Below are 26,266 nucleotides of genomic sequence, written 5' to 3'. Positions count from 1 at the left end.
GCGGAGATTGCCGGCGGGGCCTGTTCGAGGCCGAGCGAGTGCCGTAAGGCAGGTGATAAACGCAGAAGTCAGCCGGACTCTTCGGGAGCTAGCCGGACTCAGACGGGAAATTCGAGACGAGCTCGAACTTGTCGGGGCCGCCCCTATCCTGGCAGTCGGCTGCCGGCGCCATCCTTTTGTCGTCCTCATAACAACCGAATTGTGTGGCATAGGCAACGGCCTGCGTAGAACGGCTAGCTAGCTCGCTTTTGTTTGCCTTTTACCTCCGGCGGCGCCGTTGATCACAAATAGAGACGCGCCATGCGCCCCGCTGCGAAAGCTGCGAGGACCACGGGCCCACACGAGAAAACGCCAATTATATCGATCCCGAAAGGGACGTCCTTTCCAGGCGTCTCGTTCGGCATCGTCGAAATTGTTTTGCGTGCGATAGCCCATCTTTCGTTCTCGCCAGCTTGTCTTCAAAGCGTAAGCGGTGCTTTATTTTGTTGTCAACGTCACAACGAATGTTGGCGGGAGGGTGCGATGGTTTACCAGTTCGATCCGAAAGCGGCTGTCGAATATGGCAATTTGGTCAACTTCGCATACACGATGTACGGTCGTGCGACTTCCGCCACAGACTGGACGCCTTCGTATGACGGCTTGCCGGATCAATATGATTTTGCAGCATGGGTGCGGATGAACGATTTCACCCCTCAAGGTAAGGCCGTCCCGCAATTTTACGGCATCATCGTCCAACGGAAGGCCGACCCAAACACCTTCATACTCGCGATTCGTGGAACCGAGAATGTGACTGAATGGTGGGATGATTTTACAGCGATAGTTCCCAAAGCAATGGGTGGGTTTGCCGGCAAGGTTGGCGATGGGTTTGGGACGATCTTCGGATCCATGGAAGTGCTGGATTCCACCGGCAGTCCCACGACCGAATTCGGGCAAGGTTTTGTCCAGCAAGTCGCGGCAGCCGTCACTAGGAAATTGTTAGGCGACCGAGTGACCAAGGGCCGTCAGGAGCGGCTCTCAGCTCAGGGTCGCATAGCCATAGAAGTGACCGGCCATAGCCTGGGTTCTGCGTTAGCGACGCTATACGTGGCGAAGAATGCAAGCGATCAACAGCTACGCATTTCTCGGGTCTACACTTTTGCATCGCCATTTGTCGGCGATGCAGAATTTGCTGCGTCTTACAACGCGCTTGGCATCGAAACGTGGCGTATCGCAAACTTCTGGGATCGCGTGCCGCATTTGCCGGACCGCCTCGAATTCAAGCACGTAAATCAGGCCTATCCGATTAACTCTTGGTTCGAAGTTCATGCAGACCTGATTTGCTGGCATTCGATGCAAACTTATTTGCACGTAATCGATTCCACAATTCCCATCGATCCCAGCTGCGCGCCTTTGCAACCCGACCCGCACTATATCGCGGGTCATTAAAATGCCCCGCGCGGACGCTGAAACTGAGAAGCTGCGTGAATTCATCCTCAGGCTTGAACCATCTGGGCCCAATGGCTTCGAGGGATTGCTCGCAGCCGTCCTTAGCGATGTTCTCAAGGCGCATTTTACCTTGGCAAAGTCCGGCTCCCAAGCCGGACGCGACGGTGATTCCGCACTCAGCGATCAAGCAATCAAGTTCGAAGCTAAGCTCTACAAAGGCAAGGTTGAAAAAGACCAGTTCCTGAGCAAACTCGCCGAGATTTCGGCGAACGAGCAAGGTCAAACGGACCTTTGGGTTCTTTGCTCAACCGGGCCAGTGGCGGCGCAGGATGTTCAGCTCGCGAGAAATGTCGGCCGCAACATGGGCATCGGCGTTTTAGTTTTCGATTGGTCGTCCATCGGGTTGCCGAGCCTCCCCACTCTTTTGGCCTTGGCGCCGAATATAACGGCTGAATTTCTAAATCAGAAGTTAGGCGAGGATGACTCTACCATTCGGGCGGCAATCGCTGCTATCGAAGCCCACCCGCAATTTGCCGATAGATCAGAAGAACTGAAGATCATTCTCCACGAGCCCAGTCTAGCTCCGGCCTATGCAAGAAATGCGAATGAAGGGTGGCTTCGGGCCGCCTTCGAGAGCGCTAATCGTGCCCGGCAGGTATTTGGACAGGCTCTTGCTCCAGATGACAGCACGATCGCGCGAGCAGTGGACCGGACCGAGATCCGAGAGGAGTGCGCCAAAAAACTCTCCGCGGCGCCCGACAGCGCGATCGTTGCCCTTCTGGGAGTTGATGGATCGGGCAAGTCGTGGCTTTTTGCGCAGGCTTGGCTCGCGCAACCCGAGAAGGTTTTGACGCTTGTTCTGGTGCCGGGCGATTTCACCACTGCGTTAACAAAGGACGCTCTTGAAGATCTTCTGGTCTTAAAATGCATCGCACAGACAGGCGAGTCGGGCACAGAAACCGTCAAGGCGCGCTGGCGTAGATATTTCAAGCGATGGCAACACCTAGGCACCCCGAGTCGCCCGACATTACTCGTTTATGTCGATGGGCTAAACGAACGTAGCAATCTTCCTTGGGACCGAATCCTAGACACGCTCAATGGCTTGCTGGGCGACATAAAAGGCAAGCTCGCGATGAGCTGCCGTACGGCTTTTTATCGCGAACGTCTGGATCGGCGGCTGATTAGTATTGTCGAACCGATTGAAGTTCCTGAGTGGTCGCAAGCCGAATTGACCGGTCTCTTGTCTGCACTGGGCATCGATTACAATAAACTTACCCAGACCGTTGCTGACTCTCTCAGGAACCCGCGCATATTTGCGGTCGCGTCGCGATTGCTCAGTACCCGTCAAATCGAACAAATAAGCGAGCTTAGTGTCAGCCGACTTTTGTTTGAGCATTTACGTTCGGCAAATCCTGGTGTCGACGTTCCTTCACCGGCACGCTTCGTACGTGGCGTGCGAGAACATGCGGATCTTATTCTTAAGCGCCTACAGAAGCAGTGCATCGACGATCTCACAGTCTTCGACCCAATGAGATTCGACAATGAGCTAGGTTCCGATTGGAATCAGCAATTCGACGCCGCTTCAGCCGGCCGTTTCTTTGAACCGCTTGGCAGCGACCCAACGCTTTACCGACTTAAAGACGACGGCCTGCCACTCGCGTTAGGCTTGGCCTTGCGGGGTGCGGCGCAAAAGGCTGAGCGAAACGAGCGCGATCTGGACGAAGAGCTTTCGCGAATTCTCGACCCTATCGCGGCGCTAGACAAGACATCAGACGTCTTACATGCCGCCATCGTGGCTGCCGTTCTTGACTCAGAATCGTCGGATGACGTGGCAGCCGCGCTCATTCGGGCATTTGTCGGCCTACAAAACGTCAATTCAGGCTGCTATCCGGAGTTTTATGCGCTTGCGCGAAATCGCCCCGCGCCGTTTTTGATGGCGCTTGAGTTAACCTCTCTAAGACAGGCGCTGGCCCCAAATTTCTCATGGCTAACGAAGGCTGCCTCAGAACTCCGAGAGGCACCTTCTTGCCGGCCTGTGGTAGATAGCTTTCTACATCGTTGGCTGAACTTTTTCTCTGATTCACCAACGCGGCGCGTCACGCGCTTCGGTCTCACATCCGAACAATACACGTTTGAGATTGAGAAGAAGGAGGCGCTGATCCAAAAGAGCCTTGCTGGGCTCTCTGAGGCCGAGCGTAGCATCCTGGAAGAGCTCAGGCGAGAGGAACGCGGTGATTATGCCGATTTAAGTACTATTGCTTTCCATCTACTCGCGGGAAAGCCACTTGCGCCTTTTGCTCGTTCTCTTCGAAACTGGGAGTTTGCGGATCAACTAAACGGCAGCTTCATCTACACAGAGCTTCCGAACCTTCTAGCTTTCAACCGTGTCGATTGGACCGAGACGCGCGCGGCTCTCTTGAAAGAGATGGATGATCTTAAGGGGATCGAAGTCTCTGACGTTGGCCAATGGACCCGCGCCGCGCTCATGCGGGCGACTGGTGGATTGGAAGATGCGAAAGAAGCGGACGAGCTCATTGAAAAACTGACCCGAGATCGACCCAAATTTCCCGGATGGCGGCTCATCGAAAATTACTGCGCTTCGGACCCCTGCGATCCTTGTTCAGAACGACCATCCAACATTGACGGAACCATCCAGAAATACCGTACTCTCGATTTCAGCAGAGTTTCCAGCGCCGCTGGCCCGGGACCTGAACAAACCTTTTTTCAAATGGCTATGGTCGGGCTGGCCCGCTTTGAGCCGGAAGCAGTTGCCGGCGCGCTCCACAGGTTCTCCGCTGATGTCTTGACTCGAGACGGAACGAGTTTCCGGTACGGCGTTTTTTCTCTTGAAGATCATACTGCCGCGCTGGACGACTCCAACGCTATACAATTTGCCTCGAAAGCCGCAACACTCACCGCAGAGGCTCTTTCAACGGGGGACGAGCACAAGCAAATATGGATAAGCACTCAGCATGCCCTCCTGATTGCGTTTCCGCACATGTCGGGCGACGAGCAGCTAGGGACCCTGGTATCCTATCCCGACGACGACAATATCAGCATTGAACTCGCCGCGGCGATGCGTCCTTGCGATAAAGACCGCTTCAGGCTCGAGCTACAGAACGCAATCAACAACGACAATATGTGATCCGGCGTGGAATATTGACCCCCGTAGATAGGGGGATCGGCGTGGAATATTGACCCCCTGAGAAGTGTTTGCAGTGTGCCCGCTTTGGATTGAGCGGGCGGTGGGGGATGCTGGTTGTGGAGACGATTGGCCGGATACGGCGGGAGCATCTAGTCAAGGGTAAGTCGATCAAGGAGATCGCGCGCGAGTTGAAGATCTCTCGCAACACCGTCCGCAAGGTGCTGCGGTCGGAAGAGACATCGTTTTCTTATGAGCGGGAGGTTCAGCCGCGTCCGAAGCTGGGGCGCTGGAAAGCCGCGCTCGATTTGATGCTTACGGGGAATGTCGGCAAACCGGCCCGCGAGCGGTTGACGTTGATCCGGCTTTTCGAAGAGCTGCAAGCCAAAGGCTATGATGGTGGCTATGATGCCGTCAGGCGCTATGCCCGCAGTTGGAGCCGGGAGCAAATAAGCGTCACGGCTGAGGCCTATGTGCCTTTGTCATTTGCGCCGGGCGAGGCCTACCAGTTCGACTGGAGCCACGATGTCGTGGTGATCAATGGCGTGACGACGACCGTGAAGGTCGCGCACGTCCGTCTCTGCCATAGCCGCATGATGTTCGTCCGAGCCTATCCGCGTGAGACGCAGGAGATGGTGTTCGACGCGCATGAGCGGGCCTTTGCCTTCTTCAAGGGTGCCTGCACGCGTGGCATCTACGACAATATGAAGACGGCGGTAGAGACAATCTTCCTCGGCAAGGACCGCCAATATAATCGCCGCTTCCTGCAGATGTGTGCACATCATCTGGTCGAGCCCGTTGCTTGCACGCCGGCGTCCGGCTGGGAGAAGGGTCAGGTCGAGAACCAGGTTGGTCTCGTGCGTGAGCGCTTCTTCACGCCACGGCTGAAGTTCAAGACCTATGACGAGTTGAACGCTTGGCTGACCGACAAGATCATTGCCTATGCCAAGATGCATCCGCACCCGGAACGTCCCGAGCGTACGATCTGGGAGATGTTCGAAGAGGAGCGGCCGCAGCTTGTTGCTTATCGCGGCCGGTTCGACGGATTCCACGCGCTCCCGGCGTCGGTGTCGAAGACCTGCCTGGTCCGCTTCGACAACAATAAATACTCGGTCAATGCCGCGGCCATCGGGCGGCCCGTCGAGATCTTCGCCTACGCCGACCGGGTCGTGATCCGTCAGGAGGGCCGCGTCGTTGCAGAACACGCGCGCTGCTATGGGCGCGGCGAGACGATCTACGATCCCTGGCATTATGTCCCGATCCTCGCCCGCAAGCCCGGCGCCTTGCGCAATGGCGCCCCGTTCAAGGACTGGGTGCTGCCAGCTGCCCTGGAGCGTGTCCGGCGCAAGCTCACCGGGTCCAATGATGGCGATCGGCAGATGGTCAAAGTTCTCGCGGCTGTGCTGACAGACGGCTTGCCGGCGGTCGAAGCCGCCTGCGCGGAGGCCCTGGCCGAGGGTGTTTATAGCGCTGACGTCATCCTCAATATCCTCGCGCGGCGCCGCGATCCCGGTCCCTCGCCCATCATCCTTACCCCGGAGGCGCTTAGGTTGCGGCATGCGCCTGCCGCCGATTGTGCCAGATACGATCAGCTCAGGATCACATGATCATGGAACGTACCGAAGTTCTCGACATGATGAGCAACCTCAAGCTCTTTGGCATGAGGAATGCCTACGACGAGACCCTTGCAACAGCTGTCAAACGTCAGCATGAGCCGCAGCACTTCGTCGGCGATCTTCTCAAGGCCGAGATCAACGAGAAGCACGCCCGATCCATCAAATACCAGCTGACGGTCGCCAAGCTGCCGCTCGCCAAGGATATCGATGACTTCCTGTTCGCCGACACACCCATCAACGAGAGCCTGGTGCGCGATCTCGCCGGCGGTAACTTCATCGTCGAACAGCGTAACGTCGTTCTCGTCGGCGGTACCGGAACCGGTAAGACACATCTCGCCATTGCCATTGCACGCGCCTGCATCCGCGGCGGGTCACGCGGCCGGTTCTTCAACGTCGTCGATCTCGTCAACCGCCTCGAGGCCGAGGGACGCGCCGGCCGCCAGGGGCGCCTTGCCGATTATCTGACGCGCCTCGACTTCATTATCCTCGATGAACTTGGCTATCTGCCCTTCGCCCAGGCCGGCGGCCAGCTTCTCTTCCATCTGATCAGCAGGCTCTATGAGCGTACCTCGATCCTGGTGACGACCAATCTCGCCTTCGGCGAATGGCCGAGTGTCTTCGGCGATCCGAAGATGACCACCGCGCTGCTCGATCGTCTCACCCATCACTGCGACATCGTCGAGACCGGCAACGAAAGCTGGCGCTTCAAGAACCGCGCCTGATCAGGTAGCCAAGCGCGTTGTAACTCCAGTCGGGCTACGCCCTCATTCCGTCACAACGCGCAAATGAACGGGGTGACTTTTGCGCGCCGATCGGGGGTCAAAGTTCAACGCCGATTGACACCCGATGACCTTCAAATAGGTGAAGTCGGTCTGCCAGAGCTGGTTGGGCGCCGTCGTCTTGTCCTTGAACTCGTCGGCGGCCTTGATGATGATGAAGGCTGGGCTGGTGATCAGGTCATTCGCCTTGAGCAGACGATAGACCGAAGCTTCCGAGACAAAATAGTCTTCTGTGTCGGTGAAGGTCACCGCGAGTTCCCGTGGCGACAGCTCGGGCTTGTCCAAGGCAAGATCGACGATCCGTTCCCGCACGGGCTCGGGAATGCGGTTCCACACCCGGCAAGGCCTTGGACTACGATCCTCGAGCGCTTCGACGCCGCCGGTCAGGAACCGATCATACCAGCGGTGGAAAGTGGCGCGTGGGATGCCGAGTTGTTCCAGCGTGCGCTGTGCCGGCAGGTGTGATCGCTCGACCAATCGGATGATCTCGAGCTTCTCCGAGGTGGGGTATCTCATTCGTCGTCGCCCCCATCCGCGATCATGCTCTTTTTAAGCAATCGCAATTCCAGAGCCTGTTCGGCAACGACCTCCTTCAGATCGCGGGCTTCCTTGCGAAGCACCTTGACCTCGTCGGTGGTGGCGGCACGCGCCGTGTCACCCGCCAGCCGCTTCTTGCCGGCTTCGAGGAATTCCTTCGACCAGTTGTAATAAAGGCTCTCGGCGATCCCTTCGCGCCGGCACGGCGCCGCGATCGATTCTTCACCACGCAATCCGTCCAGCACGATGCGGATCTTCTCCTCCGCGCCATACTGCTTGCGGGTGATCCGGCGGATGTCCTTGATGACCTTCTCCGCCGACGGCTTCGTCGCTTCCATTTTCCGTCTCATCGTCATTCCCTTGAAAGGTTACGATGAACCAGAAATCCTCCCCTCTCAAATAGCCCAGTTCTGTCTCATTGGTGCTGACGCCGGACAATATTCAAATCATGAATGTAGCATATGCTAAGCGGACACCAGAAGATTATGCAAGGTTCGCCCAGGCTATCGCGGAAACGCTGAAGGCAAAGTCACTTGACCATGAATGGAAAGCCTACTTCGTCCTGAAGCCCGTAGAGTTTAAACTCGACAATTTTGCCGCTATGACTGGCTCGTTGTGGATTTGGTTTCATGCATTTGCAGATACAAGGCAAGCTGCGCTGGTATCGCGCGAGAAGCTCATCCGCGAACTTGGCGAGTCTTTGACCAGTGAAGGCCACGTTGCCAAACTGGAAGCGGCGATACCCGATACTTAATTGCCGCGTAGGGAGCAATATCCAAATCGAACTTCAAGTTTGGGGGGTAACAATGGCCGCGCCTAAGAAGACCATATGGCCGCTTGAGCCTCATACTCGGGCAAAGCATGAAATTCTGAAGCGTTACCTGCAGGCTTGGATGGTAATTCTGAGCCAAGGCGCTTTCCCGAGATTCTGTATATTGATGGGTTTGCGGGACCCGGTCAGTATGAGGGCGGGGAGGCCGGTTCTCCCATCATCGCGCTTGATACGGCGCTCGGATTTCAGCCACCGCTCACCACCAAAGTCCATTTTCTTTTTGTCGAAGAACGTAATGACCGCGCCGATCACCTGCGCAAGCAGGTCGCGCTGCGAACATTGCCTTCCAATTTCAGTGTGGTTGTCGAGGGCGGTGTTACCTTCGAGACGGCGTTCACAAATCGCTACTCTGGTTACGTGCGGCAGGGACGCCTGCTTCCCACCTTTGCCTTCATTGATCCGTTCGGGTGGACGGGCGCGCCCTTCAGTCTCGTAAAACAAATCCTTTCCAATCGCAGCTGCGAGGTGTTCGTAAACTTCATGTATGAGGAGATCAACCGATTCATCGGCCATCCAGATCAGGGTACAAATTTCAACAGCTTCTTTGGGACGGAAGAATGGAAACACTGTGCTAGCGCGACCGAGCCCCGCGTAAGAAACAGGTGCCTCCATGATCTTTATCTACGGCAATTGCACACCGGCGCGGCATACGTCCGCTCCTTCGAGATGTCCAACGCGCGCGACGTGACGGACTATTACTTATTCTATGCAAGCAACGAACTGCTCGGCCTTAAGAAGATGAAGGAGGCCATGTGGAAGGCGGATGAAAGCGGCGAATTCCGGTTTTCCGACGCCACCGATCCGAATCAGTTGGTCCTGTTTGAGAACGCTCCCGTCCTGCTCACCCTCCAGGCTCGGATCGTCGCTGAGTTTTCGGGAAAGCAGGTAACGGTCGCCAATGTCGAAAAATTCGTGCTTATCGAAACCGCGTTCCGCGAAAGTCACTACAAAGGCATATTGAAGGCGCTCGAAAAGGAAGGCCGTCTTTCCGCGTCAAATCCGGCTTCCGGCCGCCGGGTCGGGACATTCGGTGATCCTGCTATGATAGTCCAGTTCGCCTAACCCGCCTTTCGCCCTTGCGCACGGAAGTTATCAATTACATCAACAAGCCATGGACCGAACCATGAATACTGGTTGAGACGAACCTTCTAACAAAGTCAGCTGTTGATTGGGCAGGCCAGAAGAAACGAGGTGTTGCAGTTACGCAAGCATCGCGGGGTTCTGTCGGCCAGATCGAATCATATCAATTCTACCTGAGCAATTTTGGAGGGGACGCTAGATCAAAACGCATCTTGAGCTATCTCACCACGCGGCGCTCAAGGCTCCCCCCGACGTAATCCGCACACCAGGCTTCCAGCTCTTCGGGGTTACGCAATATTTCAGATAGTGGGGCGGTGATCATCGGATTTAATCCCCACTGTAGAAGCGTCCGCACGTCAGTTCTGTATCCTACGCAAACCTTGTTGCAAGCGAACGCAAGACCAAGCTCAAACGCGGCGCCTTCATCAATCGTTCGCCCGTCGAGATTTATGATTAACGCGTCGGCTCTTCGAACCGCGTCAACGTCGCGATTGAAGACATAGGAGTAAGCGCTCTCAATGGTCATGCCACACTTGATCAAATCCGGAATCAAATGGCCGTCGCGTTGGGGCAGGAACACGTTGCAATATCTTTCAATAGTTGCACACATCGCCTCATTTGCGGTCTTTTCTGCGTCGCAAAAAAGAGGGCCAGCAATGTAGATAAGTACATCACTCATCTGGGTCCTCCGTTATGAAGTGCGTCAGGCGCCCGTTGAAATCGAATGGGCGATATTCGCCAAAGTAGATGATCCGAACAACGTCTTGCACACACTCTGCAATGGAGCAGCAATCACCTCGCGCAGTGCTTCCCGTTGCGATTGCAGAGGCGTAGATATTCAACATTATATCTTGCTGCCGCTCCAAAGTTGCGCGCGCCTTCTCCGATGTCGGGTCGTTCTCAGAGGGAGGTCTTCCTCGTTGAATCTGCCGCCTTACCAGCATCTTGGGGTCGGCCTGGATGACTATTACCTGGCCAGGGCAAAGATTCCTGAACTCGTCTCTCACAAATCGGTTGAGAACTTTTCTGTATCGACTTCGAGCAGTTGTTTCGGGCGTCTCATTGTCCTCGCCTGGGAATGCAATAAAATCTAGAGGTGCTCGATCGACTGCAACAAGCCCCACGTCGGTCTCATTTATTTCTTCGTTCTTTTTCCAGATTGCGCCATCGAGACCTTCATCGATCTCGGTTCTCTCTCCAGGAGTGGTGTTGACCGATAATTTATTCATTGCCGAAGGCATGCGATTAGGCCACTCTTCGACCGTCGCGATGCTGCGAAGATGACTGAGAATTGTCGATTTCCCCGAGGAAACAGCACCACAAATATAATAAACAAATCGGGGCTCTAGACCGCGCGCCGTTATTTCATCTTTGAGGTCCCTCGCCTCCATCTTGATCAATCGAAGTAGCGCTCCAATTTCCTCCGAATTCAAGAAAAACGTGTATAGATTATAAGTCGTAAAGTTTGCCTCGCGAATTGCTTCGCGTTGCTCTTCGCTCAAGGACGCTTCTCCGTCTTTCGCAAAATGCACGAAATAACTAACGTGCCCCGGCCTCCTGGCCGCATGCGATCTAAGAGCATTCTTTAGCGTTCCGTCTGCCAACGAATGTCCTATCAACAGCCAAGTCTTGCTTGATAAATGGCCTAGGAGAAAATTGGCTTCCACATTGTTCGTGTTTGCAAGATGGTCGGCGAAATTCGCCTCTGTCAGAACAATGCTATCGCTGCCCTTGAGTCCCTCGCTCGGAATGTAGCCATTAGGATGATATATATTTAGCATTGTTGGATGAAGAAATGGATCCGGCTTCCAGAACGAGTTGGATCGACGGTTTTGAGGTTTATCGCTATCGGTCGTTGTCAGCGCGACTTCCAGCGCGTTGTCGAAATTGTGAGTTATAACGAGATCCAGCTTTATAGCGATATTTGCGAGATCTTTGAGGTAGGCGTGTGTCCGTCGTCAGATAATTTGAGACTGATCAGGCGTTTCGAGAAGAGAGGCGCTGGCTCATCAGGGGTTAGAGTTTAAGCGGCCTGCAGTCGGTGCTGCAAGCGGCGGTTTGCGATGGTAGCAAGCTTGATGCGTTTGCGTTCTGCGATGATCGTCTCTGCTCTGCCGAAGTAGACGTCGGCCGGTGTGACGTTTTCGATGCTCTCATGATAACGGACGTGATTGTAGTGCTCGACGAAGGCGCCGATCTGCCGCTCGAGATCGCCGGGTAGATAATAATTGTCGAGTAGAATGCGGTTCTTCAAGGTTTGGTGCCAGCGCTCGATCTTGCCCTGGGTTTGAGGATGATATGGTGCGCCGCGCACATGTTGCATGCCCTTGCCTTCGAGCCACCTGGCCAGGTCGTCTGCCACGTAACTCGCCCCATTGTCGCTGAGAAGCCTCGGCCGGTGTACAACGGTGATGTGATCAAGGCCCGATGCCGCCAGTGCCTGGTCGAGCGTGGCCGTGACGTCGGAAGCGCACATTGTGGGACCAAGCCTCCAGGCCACGATGTAGCGCGAGAAGTCATCCAGCACCGTGGAGAGGTAGTACCAGCCCCAGCCAGTGATCTTAAGGTAGGTGAAGTCGGTCTGCCAGAGCTGGTTGATAGTGGTGGTCTTGTCCTTGAACTCGTTCGCCGCCTTGATCACCACGTAGGCCGGGCTGGTGATGAGGTCGTGTGCCTTCAACAACCGATAGACCGAGGCCTCGGAGACAAAGTACTTTCTCTCGTCGGTGAATCGCACGGCCAGCTCTCGCGGCGATAGCTCAGGGACCTCCAGCGCCAGATCGATGATCTGGCTGCGGACGTCGTCCGGGATACGGTTCCAGACGCGATCCGGTCGTGAGCGATGATCGGCCAACGCCTCAGGCCCTCCCGCACGATAGCGATCGTACCATCGGTAGAAGGTAGCGCGGGGAATGCCGAGCTTTTCCAGCGTGCGCTTGGCAGGCAGATGCGACTGCTCAACCAACTCGATGATCTCGGCCTTCTCGGATGCAGGATATCTCATGCCTCGTCCTCCCCATCCCCGTTCATGCTTTTTTTGAGCAGGCGGTTCTCCAGGGTCAGATCGGCCACGACCTCCTTCAATGCGGTGGCTTCGCGACGGAGATCCTTCACCTCGCCGGACGTCGCGGCACGAGCTGTGTCGCCCGCCAGCCGGCGCTTACCGGCTTCGAGGAACTCTTTCGACCAGCCGTAATACATCGAGGCCGCAATGCCTTCCCGCCGGCACAGCTCGGAGATGTTCTCTTCGCCACGCAGTCCCTCCAGCACGATGCGGATCTTCTCTTCCGCAGAGTATTGCCGACGCGTCTGGCGCCGGATGTCCTTCAGTACTTGTTCTGCCGGCGCTTTGCCCGGTCCGGATTTCTGCTTCATCTTCGCTCCTTACGGCTACGATGAACCAGAAATCCTCCCTTCGTGAAGACCCTCAATTTGTCTCAGGGGTGCTGACGGCGAACAGTGGTCTGAAATTGGATTTTCCCGTTGGAAGCCATCGCTATAAGTCGCAAATCCTCCTCACTCTTTATGCTCGCGAGCGTTGTAAAATATCCATACGCAACATTGGTCAGCCGTCGCGTGCCTGCTAGGTTCCAAGTTGAAGACCAGAGTTCGCCCCCGCCATTTATGTTAAGGGCGTTTGGCGGCGTCGTGTGGTGGTAGACTCTAAGCAAAAAGTCACCTGAAGATTGCCGGCGACATTGACCTTTTGCGAAACTGGCGATCCTGCGCGGACCATCAAATATACATCTATAAAGTTGGGCTCCATCCTCATAAGAGAGTAGCCGATCCTCCGATCCGACGCGGACGAAAAGCCGTTCGAGTTGAGTTGCGCGCGGCCCGCCGACGTCCAGACTGAAATTCGCCCAATGTTTACCTGGTTCGACATCGAAGGCGATGAAGGGCGGCGAGAAAAAATTCGGCAGAAAGAAGCGGAGGCCGTCGATGGCAATCAATACATCGGGAATGAGATAACTCCGGCCTTCGCTATGCGCGAGCCGGAGCTTGATAAAGCCTTCGTACTCGCGGCGATTTGGGCCGCCAGGTTGAATATCGGGCGACCATCTCGATGGCAGCCCCGCGAGATTGTTCCATGCGTTTCTGGGCCGCCTACTCACGAACGTTTCCCCGCTGTCTCCAGTCTCACTGAACCCAAGGCGTATAACCGACCTCACCGAGTTACTAAGGGGCAGGTCTGACCCAGGTCTCTTAAAGAAAACCGCGAGGTAGCGCACCACAAAAACATTCTGAATACCCGAAAGCTCAATGTCTGCCTCGTGCCTCGTCGATCCGAAAGCGGATCGGCTGCTTTCGGCTCGTTCACGTCATCTCGGTTGAGGCACGCTTCCTCCGCCGGCCGTCGCGACGGTCGTGAGCGCCGAGTCACTACCACCGCCAAGTGGCGGGTCACAGCCACATCCAATGAGATGAGGCCGCGCCAATGCTGAGACCGTGTCAACGTCGGAGCGCGAATGCATAGTATGGGGGTAGAGAGAATGACTGTATCACCGCGAATTAGAGACTAGCTACACGCTTCGCCTCTTCAAATGAAATGAGTCGCCGCCGTTTCTCGTCCCATAAGGTCTTTCGCACGCATCGCAAACTTTCAATGAGTGTAATTCGTCCAATCCCGGTAAGTTGCGGATAATCTCTCAGCGCATCCATCAATCGATAGCAAGGTATTCGGCTGCATAGGTGATGAACGTGGTGAACTCCGATGTTGGCTGTGAACCAGCGTAGAACACCCGGCAGGTCGTAGTAGGAACTGCCATGCAGCGCGGCTTCATGGAAACTCCAGGCGTCGTCTGGGGCCCAGAAAGTGGCTTCGAACTGATGCTGCACATAAAAGAGCCAGACGCCTATCGACGCTGCCAGAATCATGATCGGTACGTGAATAAGCAGAAAGGGCCCGACTCCGATCAATCGGATCATCACCACAATCAGGCTCCCGATGGCGATGTTTGTGCCCATTGTACTTGCCCAGGGCATCCAGCCGCTACGCATCATTCCGATCGGAAGACGATATTGCAAGAAGAATAGATATGTAGGACCCGCGCCAAACATCACGGCCGGGTGCCGGTAGAGACGATAGAAAAGCTGACGCCAGAACGGTAGCGCGCGAAACTCGCGTACAGTCAGCGTGCTAATATCACCGATGCCGCGGCGATCGAGATTTCCTGAACCCGCGTGATGGAGCGCATGGGTCCCGCGCCAAAAATCGTATGGAGTCAGCGTCACGACACCAATGATTCGGCCGACCCAATCGTTCGTCAAACGCCCGACGAAGAAGGATCCATGGCCGCAATCATGCTGGATCATGAAGAGGCGGACGAGGAAACCGGCTGCCGGTATCGCTAGCAAGAGGCCTATCCAATATCCGTTGTCGAGAGCTAGCCATATCAGAGCCCAAATGACGACAAATGGTATCGCCGTGATCGTTAGCTCGAACATACCGCGTGCGTTACTTGACTCGCGATGGCACGCAAGAATTTGCGCAAATGCGCGCGGCTCGGGGAGATTATGGACCATTAGCAGCCATTTCTTGGTTGCGTCTAGTAACGGCGTCCCATACTGCGCGATTCCTGCCGCACTGTAGCCGCCAAAAGCACGTCTTTCTTCTTCTTTAATCTAAGAGTCAAACCGCTCGACAGTCGCATTTCGGCGGTGAGCCGCGCTCTGCATCACGTGAGACGTCGCCGTGACTGCGTTTCACTGGACACATCAAATGCACTCATGTCGGTCTCGAGCAGCGATTTCCCTATGCGGACGGCTCTTAGCGAGTCACTCATAGCAGATTGCGGTTGCTCTGCGACTTGTCGCGCTCGGTCGGCCTCGCGCAAGCCAAACCCCAACAGCAACGACGCAGTCATAATCCACCCGTCTCGCAATCACTGACATTATATGCATGGCGATGGCGGGAGACCTTGCAATCTATGCTCTATTATTGTGCGCCCAGTCCCACTGAGTCATACCAGATTGTCGTTTGCCGATGTTCGCGGCCGTGCTTATCGCTTGCTAGTTTTTCCCATTTAGGTCCCTAGGATAAACTCCTGACCACTTTAGGTAAGCGACCTCTAGTACGCTCCCATTATTCCTGACAGCTTTGGAAAATGGCACGGAAAGAGTCCGCGCGCCAAGAACGCGCGGCGAATACGGCGTCGATGCAGACTGCGCCGCTTATCCGACGATAGATCTCCGCGTGCCATGACGCCAGCGTTCCGATCGGCGGGGAATCCCCGCAGAGCACAATCTTACCGAAGAGGAAATGTCATGACATATAGAGGGAAGCTTTTGCTATTGGCAGGAGCTGTGGTGGGGCTTGTCGCTATGGCTGGCCCCAGCTTCGCCAATGAGGATATTGTTCAGCGCGAAAAAAACCCCAATCTGTGGCCGGTGACGGGCGGCAATTACGCGCTGCAACGGCACAGCACGCTCAGCGACATCAATAAAGACAACGTCGACCGGCTCCAGATGGCCTGGTCGCAATCGAGCGGCGCGCTGCGCGGTCACGAGGGCCAACCGCTGGTCGTGGAGGTCGACGGCAAGCCGATGATGTATATGGTCAGCGCATGGCCAAACATCGTCCAGGCGCTCGATCTTTCGGATCCCGACAATCCGAAGGAAATCTGGAACTATCTGAAGAAGACCGATCGAGATGAATCGGCTGTCCCACATGCCTGCTGCGATACCGTGAACCGCGGTCTTTCCTATGCCGAGGGAAAGGTTGTATTCGGTACGCTCGACGGTTTCGTCATCGCGCTCGATGCCAAGACCGGCAAGCAAATCTGGGTCGTCAAGCACTCTTACCCGGAACACGGTGAGACGCAGACCAACGCGCCGATGATCGCGGAAAATCTGGTGATCGCCGGCTTCGGCGGTGATGAATTCGCCGCGCGCGGCCGTCTCGACTGTTGATTTGCACTGAAAGCTGACCCGGCGCGGAGGGATAGGGGATGCGGATAAAAAGTTGGACTGATTTATGTGTAAAATCCCAGACTTTCTCGATATTCGATGGGGCTGAGAGAGCCAAGGGATATTTTGATCCGCTTCTCGTTGTACCATCGGATGTAGGCATCAACGTCTTTGACGAACTGATCGATTGTGATGGCATTCCAATCGCGGGGGTAAAATAGTTCCGTTTTCAGCCGACCGAAGAATCCCTCACACGCTGCGTTATCCTGCGAGCAGCCTTTACGAGACATTGAGCGAACCAGGTTTGCATCACTGACTCGCGTCAGCCACCCCGGCCAATGATAATGCGCTCCCCGATCAGAGTGGATGATTCGGCGCTCACTTCGCCGCCGCTGATGCACGGTGCGGAAGTTTCCAGTTCGGCCTCGGGAAATGGCAGGTATAGCCGCTGGGCAACCGGACCAAATAGTCCTGGTGTTCAGGTTCGGCCTCCCAGAAATCGCCGACAGGTTCGACTTTCGTCACCACCTTGCCAGGCCAGAGGCCGGAGGCATTGACATCGGCGATCGTCTCTTCGGCGACGTGCTTCTGCGTTTCATTCGTATAGAAGATCGCGGAACGATAGCTCGCGCCGACATCGTTCCCTTGCCGGTTCAATGTCGTCGGATCATGGATCTGGAAAAAGAACTCCAGAATGTCGCGAAACGTCGTCCGGGTGGGATCGAATACAATTTCGATCGCTTCGGCGTGCGTGCCATGATTGCGATACGTCGCGTTCTTCACATCTCCGCCGGTATAGCCGACGCGGGTCGATAGAACGCCCGGCCGGCGCCGGATGAGGTCCTGCATGCCCCAGAAACAGCCGCCTGCAAGAACGGCGCGTTCGGTCTCGGCCATGTTAATCTCCTCCATTTTCAGCATCTTCACCTGCGTGTACGCGGAGAATGCCAACTTCGTTACGTGTATATAAATACTCCGGCGCGTTTCGAGTTCAATGACAGGCCATGAGGTGCGGATGAGCGATGGTTTGCCCGATGTCCTCGCGCCCGGGTTGGTGGTCGTCTTCTGCGGGATCAACCCTGGCGCGCAGGCTGCGGCCACCGGCCACAACTTTGTCGGCCGCAGCAACCGGTTCTGGCGGGCGGTCTATCTGGCCGGTTTTACCCCGACCGAACTTTCTGCCGAAGAAGACCAGACTTTTGTCAAATATGGGTGTGGCCTGACTGTTGCGGTCGCACGGCCGACCCGAAAAGCTGAGGAGATTACGCGCGAGGAGATGTTCGCTGGCGCCGCTGCACTTAGAGCGAAGATCGAGCATTACGCGCCCCGAACTATCGCCTTTCTTGGCAAGGCGGCCTTCGCCGCGATCATGACGCAACGTGATGTGACCTGGGGCCCGCAACCGGCGCGGTTCGGCGGCGCGGCAGTTTGGGTCGTACCAAACCCAAGCGGGCTTAACCGCGGGTTCAGTCTGGATCAGCTGGTCGAAGCATATAGTGCCTTGCGCCGCGCGGTGGCGAAGGACCTGCCCTCGACTTGAAGTGTCCAAGGATTGTGAGAATGAGACGCTCGTCCCATAAGAGTGGAGTCTTCCCCGAAGACCCGATATCCTCGGCCGTGTCGTCTGAGACGCAACCGCGGCCGAGGATTCTATGTCCGAACATTGCCACCATTTGCATTCGATCCGCGACGTTACGCCCAGCGCGCGGGGCTGCGAGGAATGTCTCAAGATGGGAGATCGGTGGGTTCATCTGCGCATTTGCCGCACCTGCGGCCACGTCGGATGTTGCGACGATTCTCCCAACAAGCACGCCACCGCGCATTTCCATGCGACAAGCCATCCGATCATCGAAGGCTATGATCCGCCGGAGGGATGGGGCTGGTGTTATGTCGAGGAGATCTTCGTGGACCTTCCCGATCAAACGCCGCAGCTCGGCCCGATCCCGCGTTACATTTGATGAGCCCCTCGCGTCCTTCCAAATCCGTTTCGGGCTACGACGGCGCGATGCCGACGGACCCGTATGATCGGCCGGCGCAGACCTTCCCGAAATTGCCGCCAGAGATGGTGGAGAGAATCAAGAAATACGGGCAGCCGGACAGCTTCGACGGCGGCGCGTATCTCTATCACGTCGGTGATCGCGACGTTGATTTCTTTCTCATCCTCGAAGGTGCCGTCGACATTCTGGAGAGCGATGGCCACGGCGGTCACGTTCTCGTCGTCACACATGAAGCGAGCGAATTCACGGGCGAACTGGATCATCTCAGCGGCCGGGCTGTGTTCGTCTGCGCCCGCGCGGCGCGGCCGACGAAGGTCGTGCGGATTTCGTCCGCATCGTTTCGAAAATTGGCGAGTTCTGAACCCGATATTGGCGAGATCATCCTACGCGCTTTCATTTTGCGCCGCGTCGGACTTATCCAGCATGCCGAGGGCGGTACGATCCTCGTGGGCAGTCAGCGTTTAAGCGACACGCTGCGCATTCAAAGCTTCCTCACCCGCAATGCCTGTCCGCATCGGTTTCTTGATACGGATGTGGACCCCGATGCTGCTATTGCATTGAAATACTTTCACCTTGAGGGCAACGCTCAGCCGGTTGTGATCATCAATGCGCGTGAGGTGTTACAGAAGCCGACAAACAGCGAACTCGCGGACGCGCTCGGCGTCACCGAACATCTCGATCCAGACCGCATTTACGATGTCGTCGTGGTCGGCGCCGGGCCGGCTGGTTTGGCCGCAGCCGTCTATGCGGCGTCCGAAGGTCTCGACACGGTTGTCATCGAATCGATGGCGCCGGGAGGGCAGGCCGGCAGCAGTTCGCGAATCGAGAATTATCTCGGCTTTCCAACCGGGATTTCAGGGCAGGCGCTGTCCGGACGCGCGCAGGTGCAGGCCCAGAAGTTTGGCGCCCGGCTTGCCGTCGCACGCGCCGCGATAGGTCTCGATTGCGGTTTTCCGTTTCGCGTTCACATGGAAGGTGGAACCGCGGTGACGACTCGCGCTGTCGTCGTGGCCTCCGGCGCGCGTTACCGGCGGCTCGATGTCGAAGACTTGGCGCGGTTCGAGGGCCAGGGCGTGCATTATGCGGCCACCCCGATCGAGGGCGATCTTTGCGCCGGCGCGGAGATCATTGTCGTCGGCGGCGGAAATTCGGCCGGTCAGGCCGCCGTCTATCTCTCACGCAAAGCAAGACACGTTCATATTCTTGTTCGCGGTGATGGGCTCGCGGCAACGATGTCTGATTATCTCGTCAGGCGTATCGAGGAATCTGCGCAGATCACGCTTCACACGCGATGCGACATCACCGCTCTGATCGGCGACAAATACCTCGAAGCCGTGCGATGGCGCGACAAAGAGGGTGCCGAAACGCAAGTTTCAACGTCGAATCTTTTCCTCATGATTGGTGCCGTGCCGAATACCGATTGGCTCAACGGCTGCGTTGATCTTGATCCGAAAGGGTTTGTAGAAACCGGCCGTATAAAAGAGGGTGAGTCGCTGACGACGCCTTACGCCACGAGCGTCCCGGGCATCTTTGCCGTCGGCGATGTGCGTGCCAATTCGGTCAAGCGGGTCGCGTCCGGCGTTGGAGAAGGTTCCGTCGTCGTGCATGCGATCCATCGCTGGCTCGCCAAACAGGCTGCCACGGATCCAAGCAATTGAACTAGACTACTCTGCGGCGGGCGAGCACGGCTGCAACAAGATCGATCGCTAGCGCAGCCAACAGGGCCATTGTGCCGATCACAAAAAGCAATCGGTAATTGCCGCCGCTTTCCGCAAAGATGAATGAAAGCCCATAGGCAGCCGTCGCCTGCAACATCGCGAAACTGATGGTCGCCGCGCTCCAGGCGCCCTTTTGTTCAGCGGGATGATGCGCGAGCAATTCATGCACCCGCCCCAGCACCAACGGCACGATGCCGGGCGTGAAGGCGCCGACGACCACACTCGATATGATCAATGACACCGGCCCGAGGCCGAGCGCCGGCAACACGACGGCCGCAGCTTGCAGCAAGTAAGCAAGACGTAAGGCGGGGCCGAAGCCGGCGCGGTCCGCAAGATGCCCGGTCAGCAAAGGTCCGGCCGTCGCGCCCAATCCGAACAGCACCCAATATTCCGCGCCGGTTTGCAGGCCCTGGCCGAGGCCACGCGCGACATAATCGACAAGGAAGATCATATGCGGCACAAGCCCCGCCGCATTCAGCGCATATTCCACGTAAAGCGCCCTGAGCGTGCCGCGATGATGCGGCTGCTGGCGCGGCTCGATATGGGCGGTCTTCGGAGCCTCGGCCGGCCAGCCGCCCCACGCGACGATCGTCAACGCAAGCGAGAGCAAGCCGAGCCCGAGCCACGTTTCAGTCAGACTTTGGTGAAGCAAAAATGGAACGAGCGTGCCGGACGCGATCACACCGATGCCGACGCCCATGAAAATAATTCCGCCGGCGAGGCCCCGCCGCCGGGCAGGGACATGCGCAAGGACCGTTGGGGCCGCGAGCACCATCAACACGCCACCGGAAAGACCCGCGACAAACCGCCAGGCGAAGAACCAAAGGAACGAGAGCGGGAACGCGCAGGCGAAGAACGCGGCAGTTGCCAAGACCATCATCAGCCGTAGCGCCATCGCAACGCGCATCCGCGCGGCAAGTTGTCGGCCGAGCAGCGCGCCGCCGAGATAGCCGGCGAGGTTGGCGGCCCCGAGATAGGCCGCGGCCGATGGCGCAAACCAATGCGCATTGATGATCGCTGGCAGCAGCGGCGCGTAGGCGAAGCGCGCGAGGCCAATGCCCACAAGGCTCGTGCAGAAGGCCGAGAGAGTCGCCCGCCAGACGCTGACTTCGGAAGTCCTCGGTCCGAGCGGCGTTGGATGCGTGACGATTTTATCCATGGTGCCCTTCGCGCCGATTCAGGAGACGCGTGCGCGCCTCCTGAACGGTCGATGGGCCTTACTTGGCCGTTGCGGCGAGCTTCTCAAGCAGTACTTTTGCCGCAGGGCCTGACGAGGCAGGGTTTTGACCTGTGGTCAGCAGACCATCGCTGACAACATGCACGCCCCAATCCTGCGTCTTGGAGAAAATACCGCCTTTCGCCTTTAACTCGTCTTCGACGAGGAAAGGCACAACCTTTGTGAGACCAACGGCTTCTTCCTCGGTATCGGTGAAGCCGGTAACCTGCTTGCCTTCAACGAGAGGTCGGCCCTCTGGTGTCTTCACATGACGCAACGCGCCCGGCGCATGGCAGACAAGCGCAACAGGCTTGCCGGCCGCAAGGAACGATTCAATCAGCTTGATGGAATTCGGATCCTCAGCGAGGTCCCACATCGGGCCGTGGCCGCCGGGATAGAACACGGTGTTGAAATCGTCGGATTTGACGCTGTCGAGGCGCAGCGTCGCGGCGAGCTGTGCCTTGGCATCGGCATCTGCCTCAAAGCGCCGCGTGAGGTCCGTTTGAAAATTCGGTTCGTTGCTCTTGGGGTCGAGCGGTGGCTGGCCGCCTTTCGGCGAGACAAGGGTGATGTCCGCGCCGGCGTCCTTGAAGACGTAGTAAGGCGCGGCAAGCTCCTCAAGCCAGAAGCCGGTTTTTCGTCCAGTGTTGCCGAGCTTGTCGTGGGAGGTCAGGACCATCAGAATTTTCATGGAAATCTCCTCGGTCGATCAATGAGCGGAGGCGTCAATAAAGCCTATGTCAATGAAGCTTGTAAGGCGATGCGCTTCACTGATCGCTGCCATATATGGACGATGCGCCCGCGTTGACCTTAAACAATGTGGAAAGGGGAGATTGGGTCTCCATTAAAATTCAACTCGCCTCACCAATACATCTGGAAGGATTGATCGATGGCTGACTTGTTTTCGCCGGGCAAAATCGGCGCTATTCCCGTGTCCAACCGCGTCGCGATGGCGCCGCTCACCCGCGCCCGCGCTGATATGGAAGGCGTTCATACGCCGCTTGCGATCGAATATTATCGTCAACGCGCGTCCGCCGGCCTCATCATCAGCGAAGCGACGAACATCTCGCGGCAGGGCCGGGGCTACGCGTTCACGCCGGGGATTTATACGGATGCGCATGTGCGCGCATGGCGGCCTGTGACCGAGGCCGTCCACGAAGCCGGCGGCCACATAGTTTTACAACTCTGGCATGTCGGACGTATTTCCCACGACAGCTTGCAGGAAGGCGGCCAGCCGCCGGTTGCGCCCTCGGCAATCCAAGCCGGTGGATTGACTTATATCGAAACGGGCTTCGAGCGGCCATCCATGCCGCGGGCGCTCCGCACCGACGAAATTCCCGGTATCATCGACGATTATCGCAACGCCGCGCGCAAATCGAAGGACGCCGGATTTGACGGTGTCGAAGTTCACTCGGCCAATTGCTACCTGCTTGAAGAATTCATCCGCGACAGCACCAATAAACGCGACGACGCCTATGGCCGATCGGTCGAAAACCGCACGCGACTGACGTTCGAAGTCGCACGCGCCGTCGCAGAAATCTGGGGACCCGAACGCGTCGGCGTGCGCCTATCGCCACTGACGAAATCCGCAGGCGATACGCCGCTCGATAGCGATCCGCAGACGACCTACGGATTTCTGGCCGAGAGACTTGGCACGCTTAACCTTGCCTATCTGCATTGCATTGAAGGCCAGACGCGCGGCGACAATGCGAAGGCCGAATTCGATTTCCAGGCTTTGCATCGGGCTTTTGGCGGCGCCTATATCGCCAACAACGGTTATGATCGCGAACTGGCCATGACGACGATCGCGAACGGACTGGCAGACATGGTGGCGTTCGGGCGGCCCTTCATCGGAAATCCCGATCTGGTCGAGCGTCTGCAACGCGATGAACCGCTCGCGACCGCCCCGCAGGAGACTTTTTACGGCGGTGGCGCGAAAGGCTATATAGATTTCCCGACATTCGCGGCAGCGCCAACATCGTAAGGTGGCGCGGTCCGTGACCTTGTGGAGGGCTTGCAGTGGCTGAAAAATCCTCTCGGGTCCAAATCAAGAGAGTCTATGAGCCTGCGTCCGCCGCCGACGGCGCCCGCGTGCTTGTCGATCGTATTTGGCCGCGTGGATTGAGTAAGGCACATGCCGACGTCAAATTGTGGCTGAAGGACATCGCGCCGAGCACCGACCTACGCAAATGGTTTGGCCATGATCCGGAGCGTTGGCCGGAATTTCGGACGCGTTACTGGGCCGAGCTCGCGAAAAGCGACGAGGCCGTGACTCAATTGCTCGACGTCATCAAGCACGGCCACACGACGCTTGTTTACGCGGCGCACGACGAATTGCATAACAACGCTCTCGCGCTTGTCGAATATCTCGCCGCGCATCGCCATTGAGTGCAGCGCGCTGTGGGCCCTAACACCTCGGACGCAACTGGTTGCTCGATAACGACCCGATCAACGGCGTTCCGTTGGGTGTGACCGGGGCCCTCGGCGGGTTTGTGCTGCCCGCATCATGCTGCCAACCACCGCAAGGTATGAGGACTTCATCGCGTTTAGGCCGATCCCGAGAGTAATAAATCGCAGCGGCTATGAACACGACAACGAAGACCAATGCGATGGTTTTCGTCCTCCTGGTCAGGCGCTGACCACTCTCGATCATGGAGCTCATCTAAAGTCTCGGCGAGAAACACGCGGTAATAGGAGGGTATCCGGAAAATCGGCGAGCGGGCGGTTTATGCTTTCAATGATGTGGATGTGCCAGTATCCGGGCCGATGCCGGCCGGGCTCCCGGGCCAAACCTGATTGCGGCCATTGCGCTTGGCGGCATAAAGGCATTCATCGGCATTAGCGACGATCCCGTTGGCGGTGAGATCGAACGCAGGCTGGCCCGATGCGACGCCGAAGCTCGCCGTCACATAGGCTGCAGACTCGAGCGCCGGATGGGGAATGCCGGCGCTTTCGATAGCTCGGCGCATCCGTTCGGCGACAACAAGCGCTTTCGCCATTGTTGTCTGGGGAAGGACGACGATGAACTCTTCGCCGCCGAAGCGGAACGCGTGATCGGCCTGCCCGCGCAATTCCGCCTGGATGATGCCGGCCACGCGTTTGAGGCAGAGATCACCAGCCTGATGTCCCGCAGAATCGTTGAAGAGTTTGAAATGGTCAATATCGAGCAGGACAATCGAGAGCTCGACCGCGAAGTCGAATTGCTCGCAGGCGGCGAGAGTTTCTTCAAGCGCGCGACGGTTGCCGAGACCGGTCAACGAGTCGCGACGGGTCATTTTGTCGAGTTCTGAATTTTGCGCCAGGCCGCGCTGCGACAGCAGGTAATGCAGGCGCAGATCGCGCTCCATCGTATAGGCGGCGATGAGCGCGAAAATCACCGCTGCGCTGAACACCATGTTGATCGCGACCTGCTGTCCCATCGCATAATGATAAAAATACGCGACCGCGAGGACATGCACCACGATGATGGCGAGGCACGTCGGCGCCAGGAACGAAAATCGCGTTCTTTGCACGACGGAGAGAAAAAGAACGACGAGGATCATCGATTCATGCAGGGTCGCTTGCGGCGCGCCGCCGCTCTCCGCCATGAGAAAGATGATCGTCGCGACGGCGATGGCGCCGCCGCCGATACAGATAAGGCTTTCGCGGATGAAGGCGCGAGGATGCGTGTGCAGTATCGCCGTGATGACGAGGGCTACGGGCGTGAAAAATGCCGCCCGGACCCAGAAGGCGGTCCAGAAAAGCTTTGGCGTCGCCCAATAATCCGCAATCGCGAAAAGGTCATAAACGACGATGCCGATATAGGCGCGGACGATAAGGTCGCGAGATCTTTCCTCGCCCGTGTCGCGCTCAAAGACCGCTTCCAATTTGCCGGGGAAGCGCAACAGCCAGTTTCTGGACCGTATCGCGGCGTCAATGGAGGCGAGGTCAGCGCTTGTTGAGGATGAAATGTGTGCGCCGTTATCGGCCATGCAGACGCCTGCGTCCTACCCGCCTGAGAGGGGCGAAATTATTAGCCAGCGAGGCTTAACAATCGCTCTCGGTGGCTCCGACTTTCTTGCTTATGGCCGATTTTCCTGGGTCCAAGACGTCACAATCGCGTTGGCGCGTGGCCGAAGCGCTGCCGTCTCTGTCTTGTAACAAATCCGCGGAATTGGCGTAATAATGCTGGAAAGCGCGGAGCCCAAGCCGCGCGAGGGAGTGAATATCATGGACGTCAAAGACTATCCCGTCACGCATTCCGAGGCTGAATGGCGCAAGCTGCTGACGCCGGAGCAATATCAGGTCATGCGCGGCCACGGGACGGAGCGGCCCGGCTCCTGCGCGCTCAACTTCGAAAAGCGGGCTGGAAGCTTCACCTGCGCTGGATGCGACCAGCCACTGTTCGTCTCGAAGACGAAGTTTGAGAGCGGCACGGGCTGGCCGAGCTTCAACGATCCGGTGCCCGGCTCGGTCGAGACCAGCGTGGACAACAGCTACGGCATGGAGCGCGTCGAAGCGCATTGCAGCCGCTGCGGCAGCCATCTCGGGCATGTCTTCCCCGACGGGCCGCCGCCGACGCACCTGCGCTATTGCATCAATGGCGTGGCGATGAATTTCCACCCGGAATAGGCTGTCACGGCATCCCCGGCTCGATCCGGGGATCGCCCGGCCTCCACGCCGCTTTCTAGGGGATGTAAACCGCCTCGATTACCTTCAGCTTTTCGCCCATCGGGTCGAGTTCGAGGCGCACAACTTCGGCCATCAGCTTGTCGCGGAATTTATAGGCGCGGCGCCAGCCGTCCTCGCTGGAGGGCGGCCAAACCGTGAAGCTTGCCTTGTCGACCATCAGCGCCTCGCAGCGGAGGTTCCGGCTTTTGGCAGGGCCTTTGATGTTGCGGGCGATGATGTACATGGCGCCTCGATCCGCAGCGCATCCAATTCAAAGCGTTTTCGAGCGAAGCGCGAACCGCTTCGCGTGGAGAAAACGCGTCGAACAACAGGCAGTTTATCGCCGTGGCTGCGTTTGTCACGAA

At 57.3% G+C, this 26,266-nt stretch carries 21 protein-coding genes and 3 pseudogenes; 13 read left to right on the top strand and 11 right to left on the bottom strand.

Annotated elements, in window-relative coordinates; genetic code table 11:
* Nucleotides 1-522 precede the first annotated feature (522 nt).
* The 4 genes and pseudogenes from WDN02_RS00740 (at nucleotide 523) to istB (ending at nucleotide 6,905) form a co-directional block, all read left to right on the top strand.
* Nucleotides 523-1,425 (top strand): lipase family protein, encoded by a 903-nt coding sequence (locus WDN02_RS00740; RefSeq protein ID WP_337291680.1) that lies wholly within the window; start codon nucleotides 523-525, stop codon nucleotides 1,423-1,425.
* A gap of 1 nt (nucleotide 1,426) precedes the next feature.
* The gene (locus WDN02_RS00735) at nucleotides 1,427-4,570 is read left to right on the top strand and encodes a hypothetical protein (RefSeq protein WP_337291679.1); all 3,144 of its coding nucleotides are present in this window, start codon (nucleotides 1,427-1,429) and stop codon (nucleotides 4,568-4,570) included.
* A 107-nt stretch (nucleotides 4,571-4,677) separates the two neighbouring features.
* A pseudogene (gene istA, locus WDN02_RS00730) lies at nucleotides 4,678-6,280 on the top strand (IS21 family transposase).
* On the top strand, nucleotides 6,177-6,905 hold the full coding sequence (istB, locus tag WDN02_RS00725; RefSeq protein ID WP_337291678.1) for an IS21-like element helper ATPase IstB: 729 nt from the start codon (nucleotides 6,177-6,179) through the stop codon (nucleotides 6,903-6,905). The pseudogene istA and the gene istB overlap by 104 nt, the downstream one beginning before the upstream one ends.
* 120 nt (nucleotides 6,906-7,025) lie before the next feature.
* Here istB and WDN02_RS00720 read toward each other — a convergent pair.
* Nucleotides 7,026-7,849: pseudogene (locus tag WDN02_RS00720) on the bottom strand (helix-turn-helix domain-containing protein); the annotation flags it as partial.
* 68 nt (nucleotides 7,850-7,917) lie between these two features.
* Here WDN02_RS00720 and WDN02_RS00715 point away from each other — a divergent pair.
* Together WDN02_RS00715 and tcmP are read left to right on the top strand one after the other, a co-directional pair.
* Nucleotides 7,918-8,253, top strand: coding sequence for a hypothetical protein (locus WDN02_RS00715; RefSeq protein ID WP_337291677.1), 336 nt, complete (start codon nucleotides 7,918-7,920; stop codon nucleotides 8,251-8,253).
* Nucleotides 8,254-8,388: 135 nt separating this feature from the next.
* Nucleotides 8,389-9,393, top strand: coding sequence for a three-Cys-motif partner protein TcmP (gene tcmP / locus WDN02_RS00710; protein WP_337291676.1), 1,005 nt, complete (start codon nucleotides 8,389-8,391; stop codon nucleotides 9,391-9,393).
* Between the two features lie 235 nt (nucleotides 9,394-9,628).
* On the opposite strand, the gene WDN02_RS00705 is transcribed toward tcmP, so the two are convergent.
* The 4 genes from WDN02_RS00705 to WDN02_RS00690 form a co-directional block, all read right to left on the bottom strand.
* Nucleotides 9,629-10,090, bottom strand: a complete 462-nt coding sequence (locus WDN02_RS00705) for a nucleoside 2-deoxyribosyltransferase (RefSeq protein ID WP_337291675.1) — start codon at nucleotides 10,088-10,090, stop codon at nucleotides 9,629-9,631.
* Entirely contained in the window at nucleotides 10,083-11,309 is a 1,227-nt protein-coding gene (locus tag WDN02_RS00700; RefSeq protein ID WP_337294830.1) for an SIR2 family protein, read from the bottom strand. Before WDN02_RS00700 ends, WDN02_RS00705 begins: the two co-directional genes overlap by 8 nt.
* Before the next feature lie 125 nt (nucleotides 11,310-11,434).
* Nucleotides 11,435-12,786, bottom strand: a protein-coding gene (locus WDN02_RS00695; RefSeq protein WP_337291674.1) for an IS3 family transposase whose coding sequence is annotated in 2 segments (ribosomal slippage) — nucleotides 11,435-12,450 and nucleotides 12,450-12,786 — 1,353 coding nt in all. Because the reading frame shifts where the segments join, the coding sequence is not laid out codon by codon here.
* Nucleotides 12,787-13,923: 1,137 nt separating this feature from the next.
* Complete coding sequence (locus WDN02_RS00690) at nucleotides 13,924-14,937, bottom strand: fatty acid desaturase (protein WP_337291673.1); 1,014 nt, start codon at nucleotides 14,935-14,937, stop codon at nucleotides 13,924-13,926.
* A gap of 741 nt (nucleotides 14,938-15,678) precedes the next feature.
* On the opposite strand from WDN02_RS00690, the gene WDN02_RS00685 reads away from it, so the two are divergent.
* A complete protein-coding gene (locus WDN02_RS00685) occupies nucleotides 15,679-16,323 on the top strand; it encodes a PQQ-binding-like beta-propeller repeat protein (RefSeq protein WP_337291672.1) in 645 nt (214 codons plus the stop codon).
* A gap of 62 nt (nucleotides 16,324-16,385) precedes the next feature.
* Here WDN02_RS00685 and WDN02_RS00680 read toward each other — a convergent pair.
* Both WDN02_RS00680 and msrA read right to left on the bottom strand, forming a co-directional pair.
* Nucleotides 16,386-16,700, bottom strand: a pseudogene (locus WDN02_RS00680) (IS3 family transposase); the annotation flags it as partial.
* The gene (gene msrA, locus WDN02_RS00675; RefSeq protein WP_337291671.1) at nucleotides 16,699-17,217 is read right to left on the bottom strand and encodes a peptide-methionine (S)-S-oxide reductase MsrA; all 519 of its coding nucleotides are present in this window, start codon (nucleotides 17,215-17,217) and stop codon (nucleotides 16,699-16,701) included. The gene msrA and the pseudogene WDN02_RS00680, both read right to left, overlap by 2 nt.
* 118 nt (nucleotides 17,218-17,335) lie before the next feature.
* Between msrA and mug the strand changes: the two genes are divergently transcribed.
* The 3 genes from mug to WDN02_RS00660 all read left to right on the top strand — a co-directional run bounded on the left by mug (nucleotide 17,336) and on the right by WDN02_RS00660 (nucleotide 19,975).
* Entirely contained in the window at nucleotides 17,336-17,860 is a 525-nt protein-coding gene (gene mug / locus WDN02_RS00670; RefSeq protein ID WP_337291670.1) for a G/U mismatch-specific DNA glycosylase, read from the top strand.
* Between the two features lie 112 nt (nucleotides 17,861-17,972).
* Nucleotides 17,973-18,278, top strand: coding sequence for a UBP-type zinc finger domain-containing protein (locus WDN02_RS00665; RefSeq protein WP_337291669.1), 306 nt, complete (start codon nucleotides 17,973-17,975; stop codon nucleotides 18,276-18,278).
* Nucleotides 18,278-19,975 (top strand): FAD-dependent oxidoreductase, encoded by a 1,698-nt coding sequence (locus tag WDN02_RS00660; RefSeq protein ID WP_337291668.1) that lies wholly within the window; start codon nucleotides 18,278-18,280, stop codon nucleotides 19,973-19,975. The genes WDN02_RS00665 and WDN02_RS00660 overlap by 1 nt, the downstream gene beginning before the upstream one ends.
* A gap of 1 nt (nucleotide 19,976) precedes the next feature.
* Here WDN02_RS00660 and WDN02_RS00655 read toward each other — a convergent pair whose 3' ends face one another.
* Together WDN02_RS00655 and WDN02_RS00650 are read right to left on the bottom strand one after the other, a co-directional pair.
* Nucleotides 19,977-21,194: a YbfB/YjiJ family MFS transporter gene (locus WDN02_RS00655; protein ID WP_337291667.1), complete on the bottom strand. Its 1,218-nt coding sequence runs from the start codon at nucleotides 21,192-21,194 to the stop codon at nucleotides 19,977-19,979.
* Nucleotides 21,195-21,252: 58 nt separating this feature from the next.
* On the bottom strand, nucleotides 21,253-21,942 hold the full coding sequence (locus WDN02_RS00650) for a type 1 glutamine amidotransferase domain-containing protein (RefSeq protein ID WP_337291666.1): 690 nt from the start codon (nucleotides 21,940-21,942) through the stop codon (nucleotides 21,253-21,255).
* Between the two features lie 198 nt (nucleotides 21,943-22,140).
* Between WDN02_RS00650 and WDN02_RS00645 the strand changes: the two genes are divergently transcribed.
* Nucleotides 22,141-23,235, top strand: a complete 1,095-nt coding sequence (locus WDN02_RS00645; protein ID WP_337291665.1) for an alkene reductase — start codon at nucleotides 22,141-22,143, stop codon at nucleotides 23,233-23,235.
* A gap of 35 nt (nucleotides 23,236-23,270) precedes the next feature.
* On the top strand, nucleotides 23,271-23,639 hold the full coding sequence (locus tag WDN02_RS00640) for a DUF488 domain-containing protein (RefSeq protein WP_337291664.1): 369 nt from the start codon (nucleotides 23,271-23,273) through the stop codon (nucleotides 23,637-23,639).
* A gap of 338 nt (nucleotides 23,640-23,977) precedes the next feature.
* On the opposite strand, the gene WDN02_RS00635 is transcribed toward WDN02_RS00640, so the two are convergent.
* Complete coding sequence (locus WDN02_RS00635; protein WP_337291663.1) at nucleotides 23,978-25,222, bottom strand: GGDEF domain-containing protein; 1,245 nt, start codon at nucleotides 25,220-25,222, stop codon at nucleotides 23,978-23,980.
* 238 nt (nucleotides 25,223-25,460) lie between these two features.
* Between WDN02_RS00635 and msrB the strand changes: the two genes are divergently transcribed.
* The gene (msrB, locus tag WDN02_RS00630) at nucleotides 25,461-25,862 is read left to right on the top strand and encodes a peptide-methionine (R)-S-oxide reductase MsrB (RefSeq protein WP_337291662.1); all 402 of its coding nucleotides are present in this window, start codon (nucleotides 25,461-25,463) and stop codon (nucleotides 25,860-25,862) included.
* A 55-nt stretch (nucleotides 25,863-25,917) separates the two neighbouring features.
* On the opposite strand, the gene WDN02_RS00625 is transcribed toward msrB, so the two are convergent.
* Nucleotides 25,918-26,145: a hypothetical protein gene (locus tag WDN02_RS00625; RefSeq protein WP_337291661.1), complete on the bottom strand. Its 228-nt coding sequence runs from the start codon at nucleotides 26,143-26,145 to the stop codon at nucleotides 25,918-25,920.
* Nucleotides 26,146-26,266 lie beyond the last annotated feature (121 nt).

It is taken from the genome of Methylovirgula sp. (assembly GCF_037200945.1).
Taxonomy (GTDB): domain Bacteria; phylum Pseudomonadota; class Alphaproteobacteria; order Rhizobiales; family Beijerinckiaceae; genus Methylovirgula.
The sequence above is the reverse complement of the archived record's forward strand: the minus strand, read 5'-3'. Positions and strand labels throughout refer to the sequence as shown.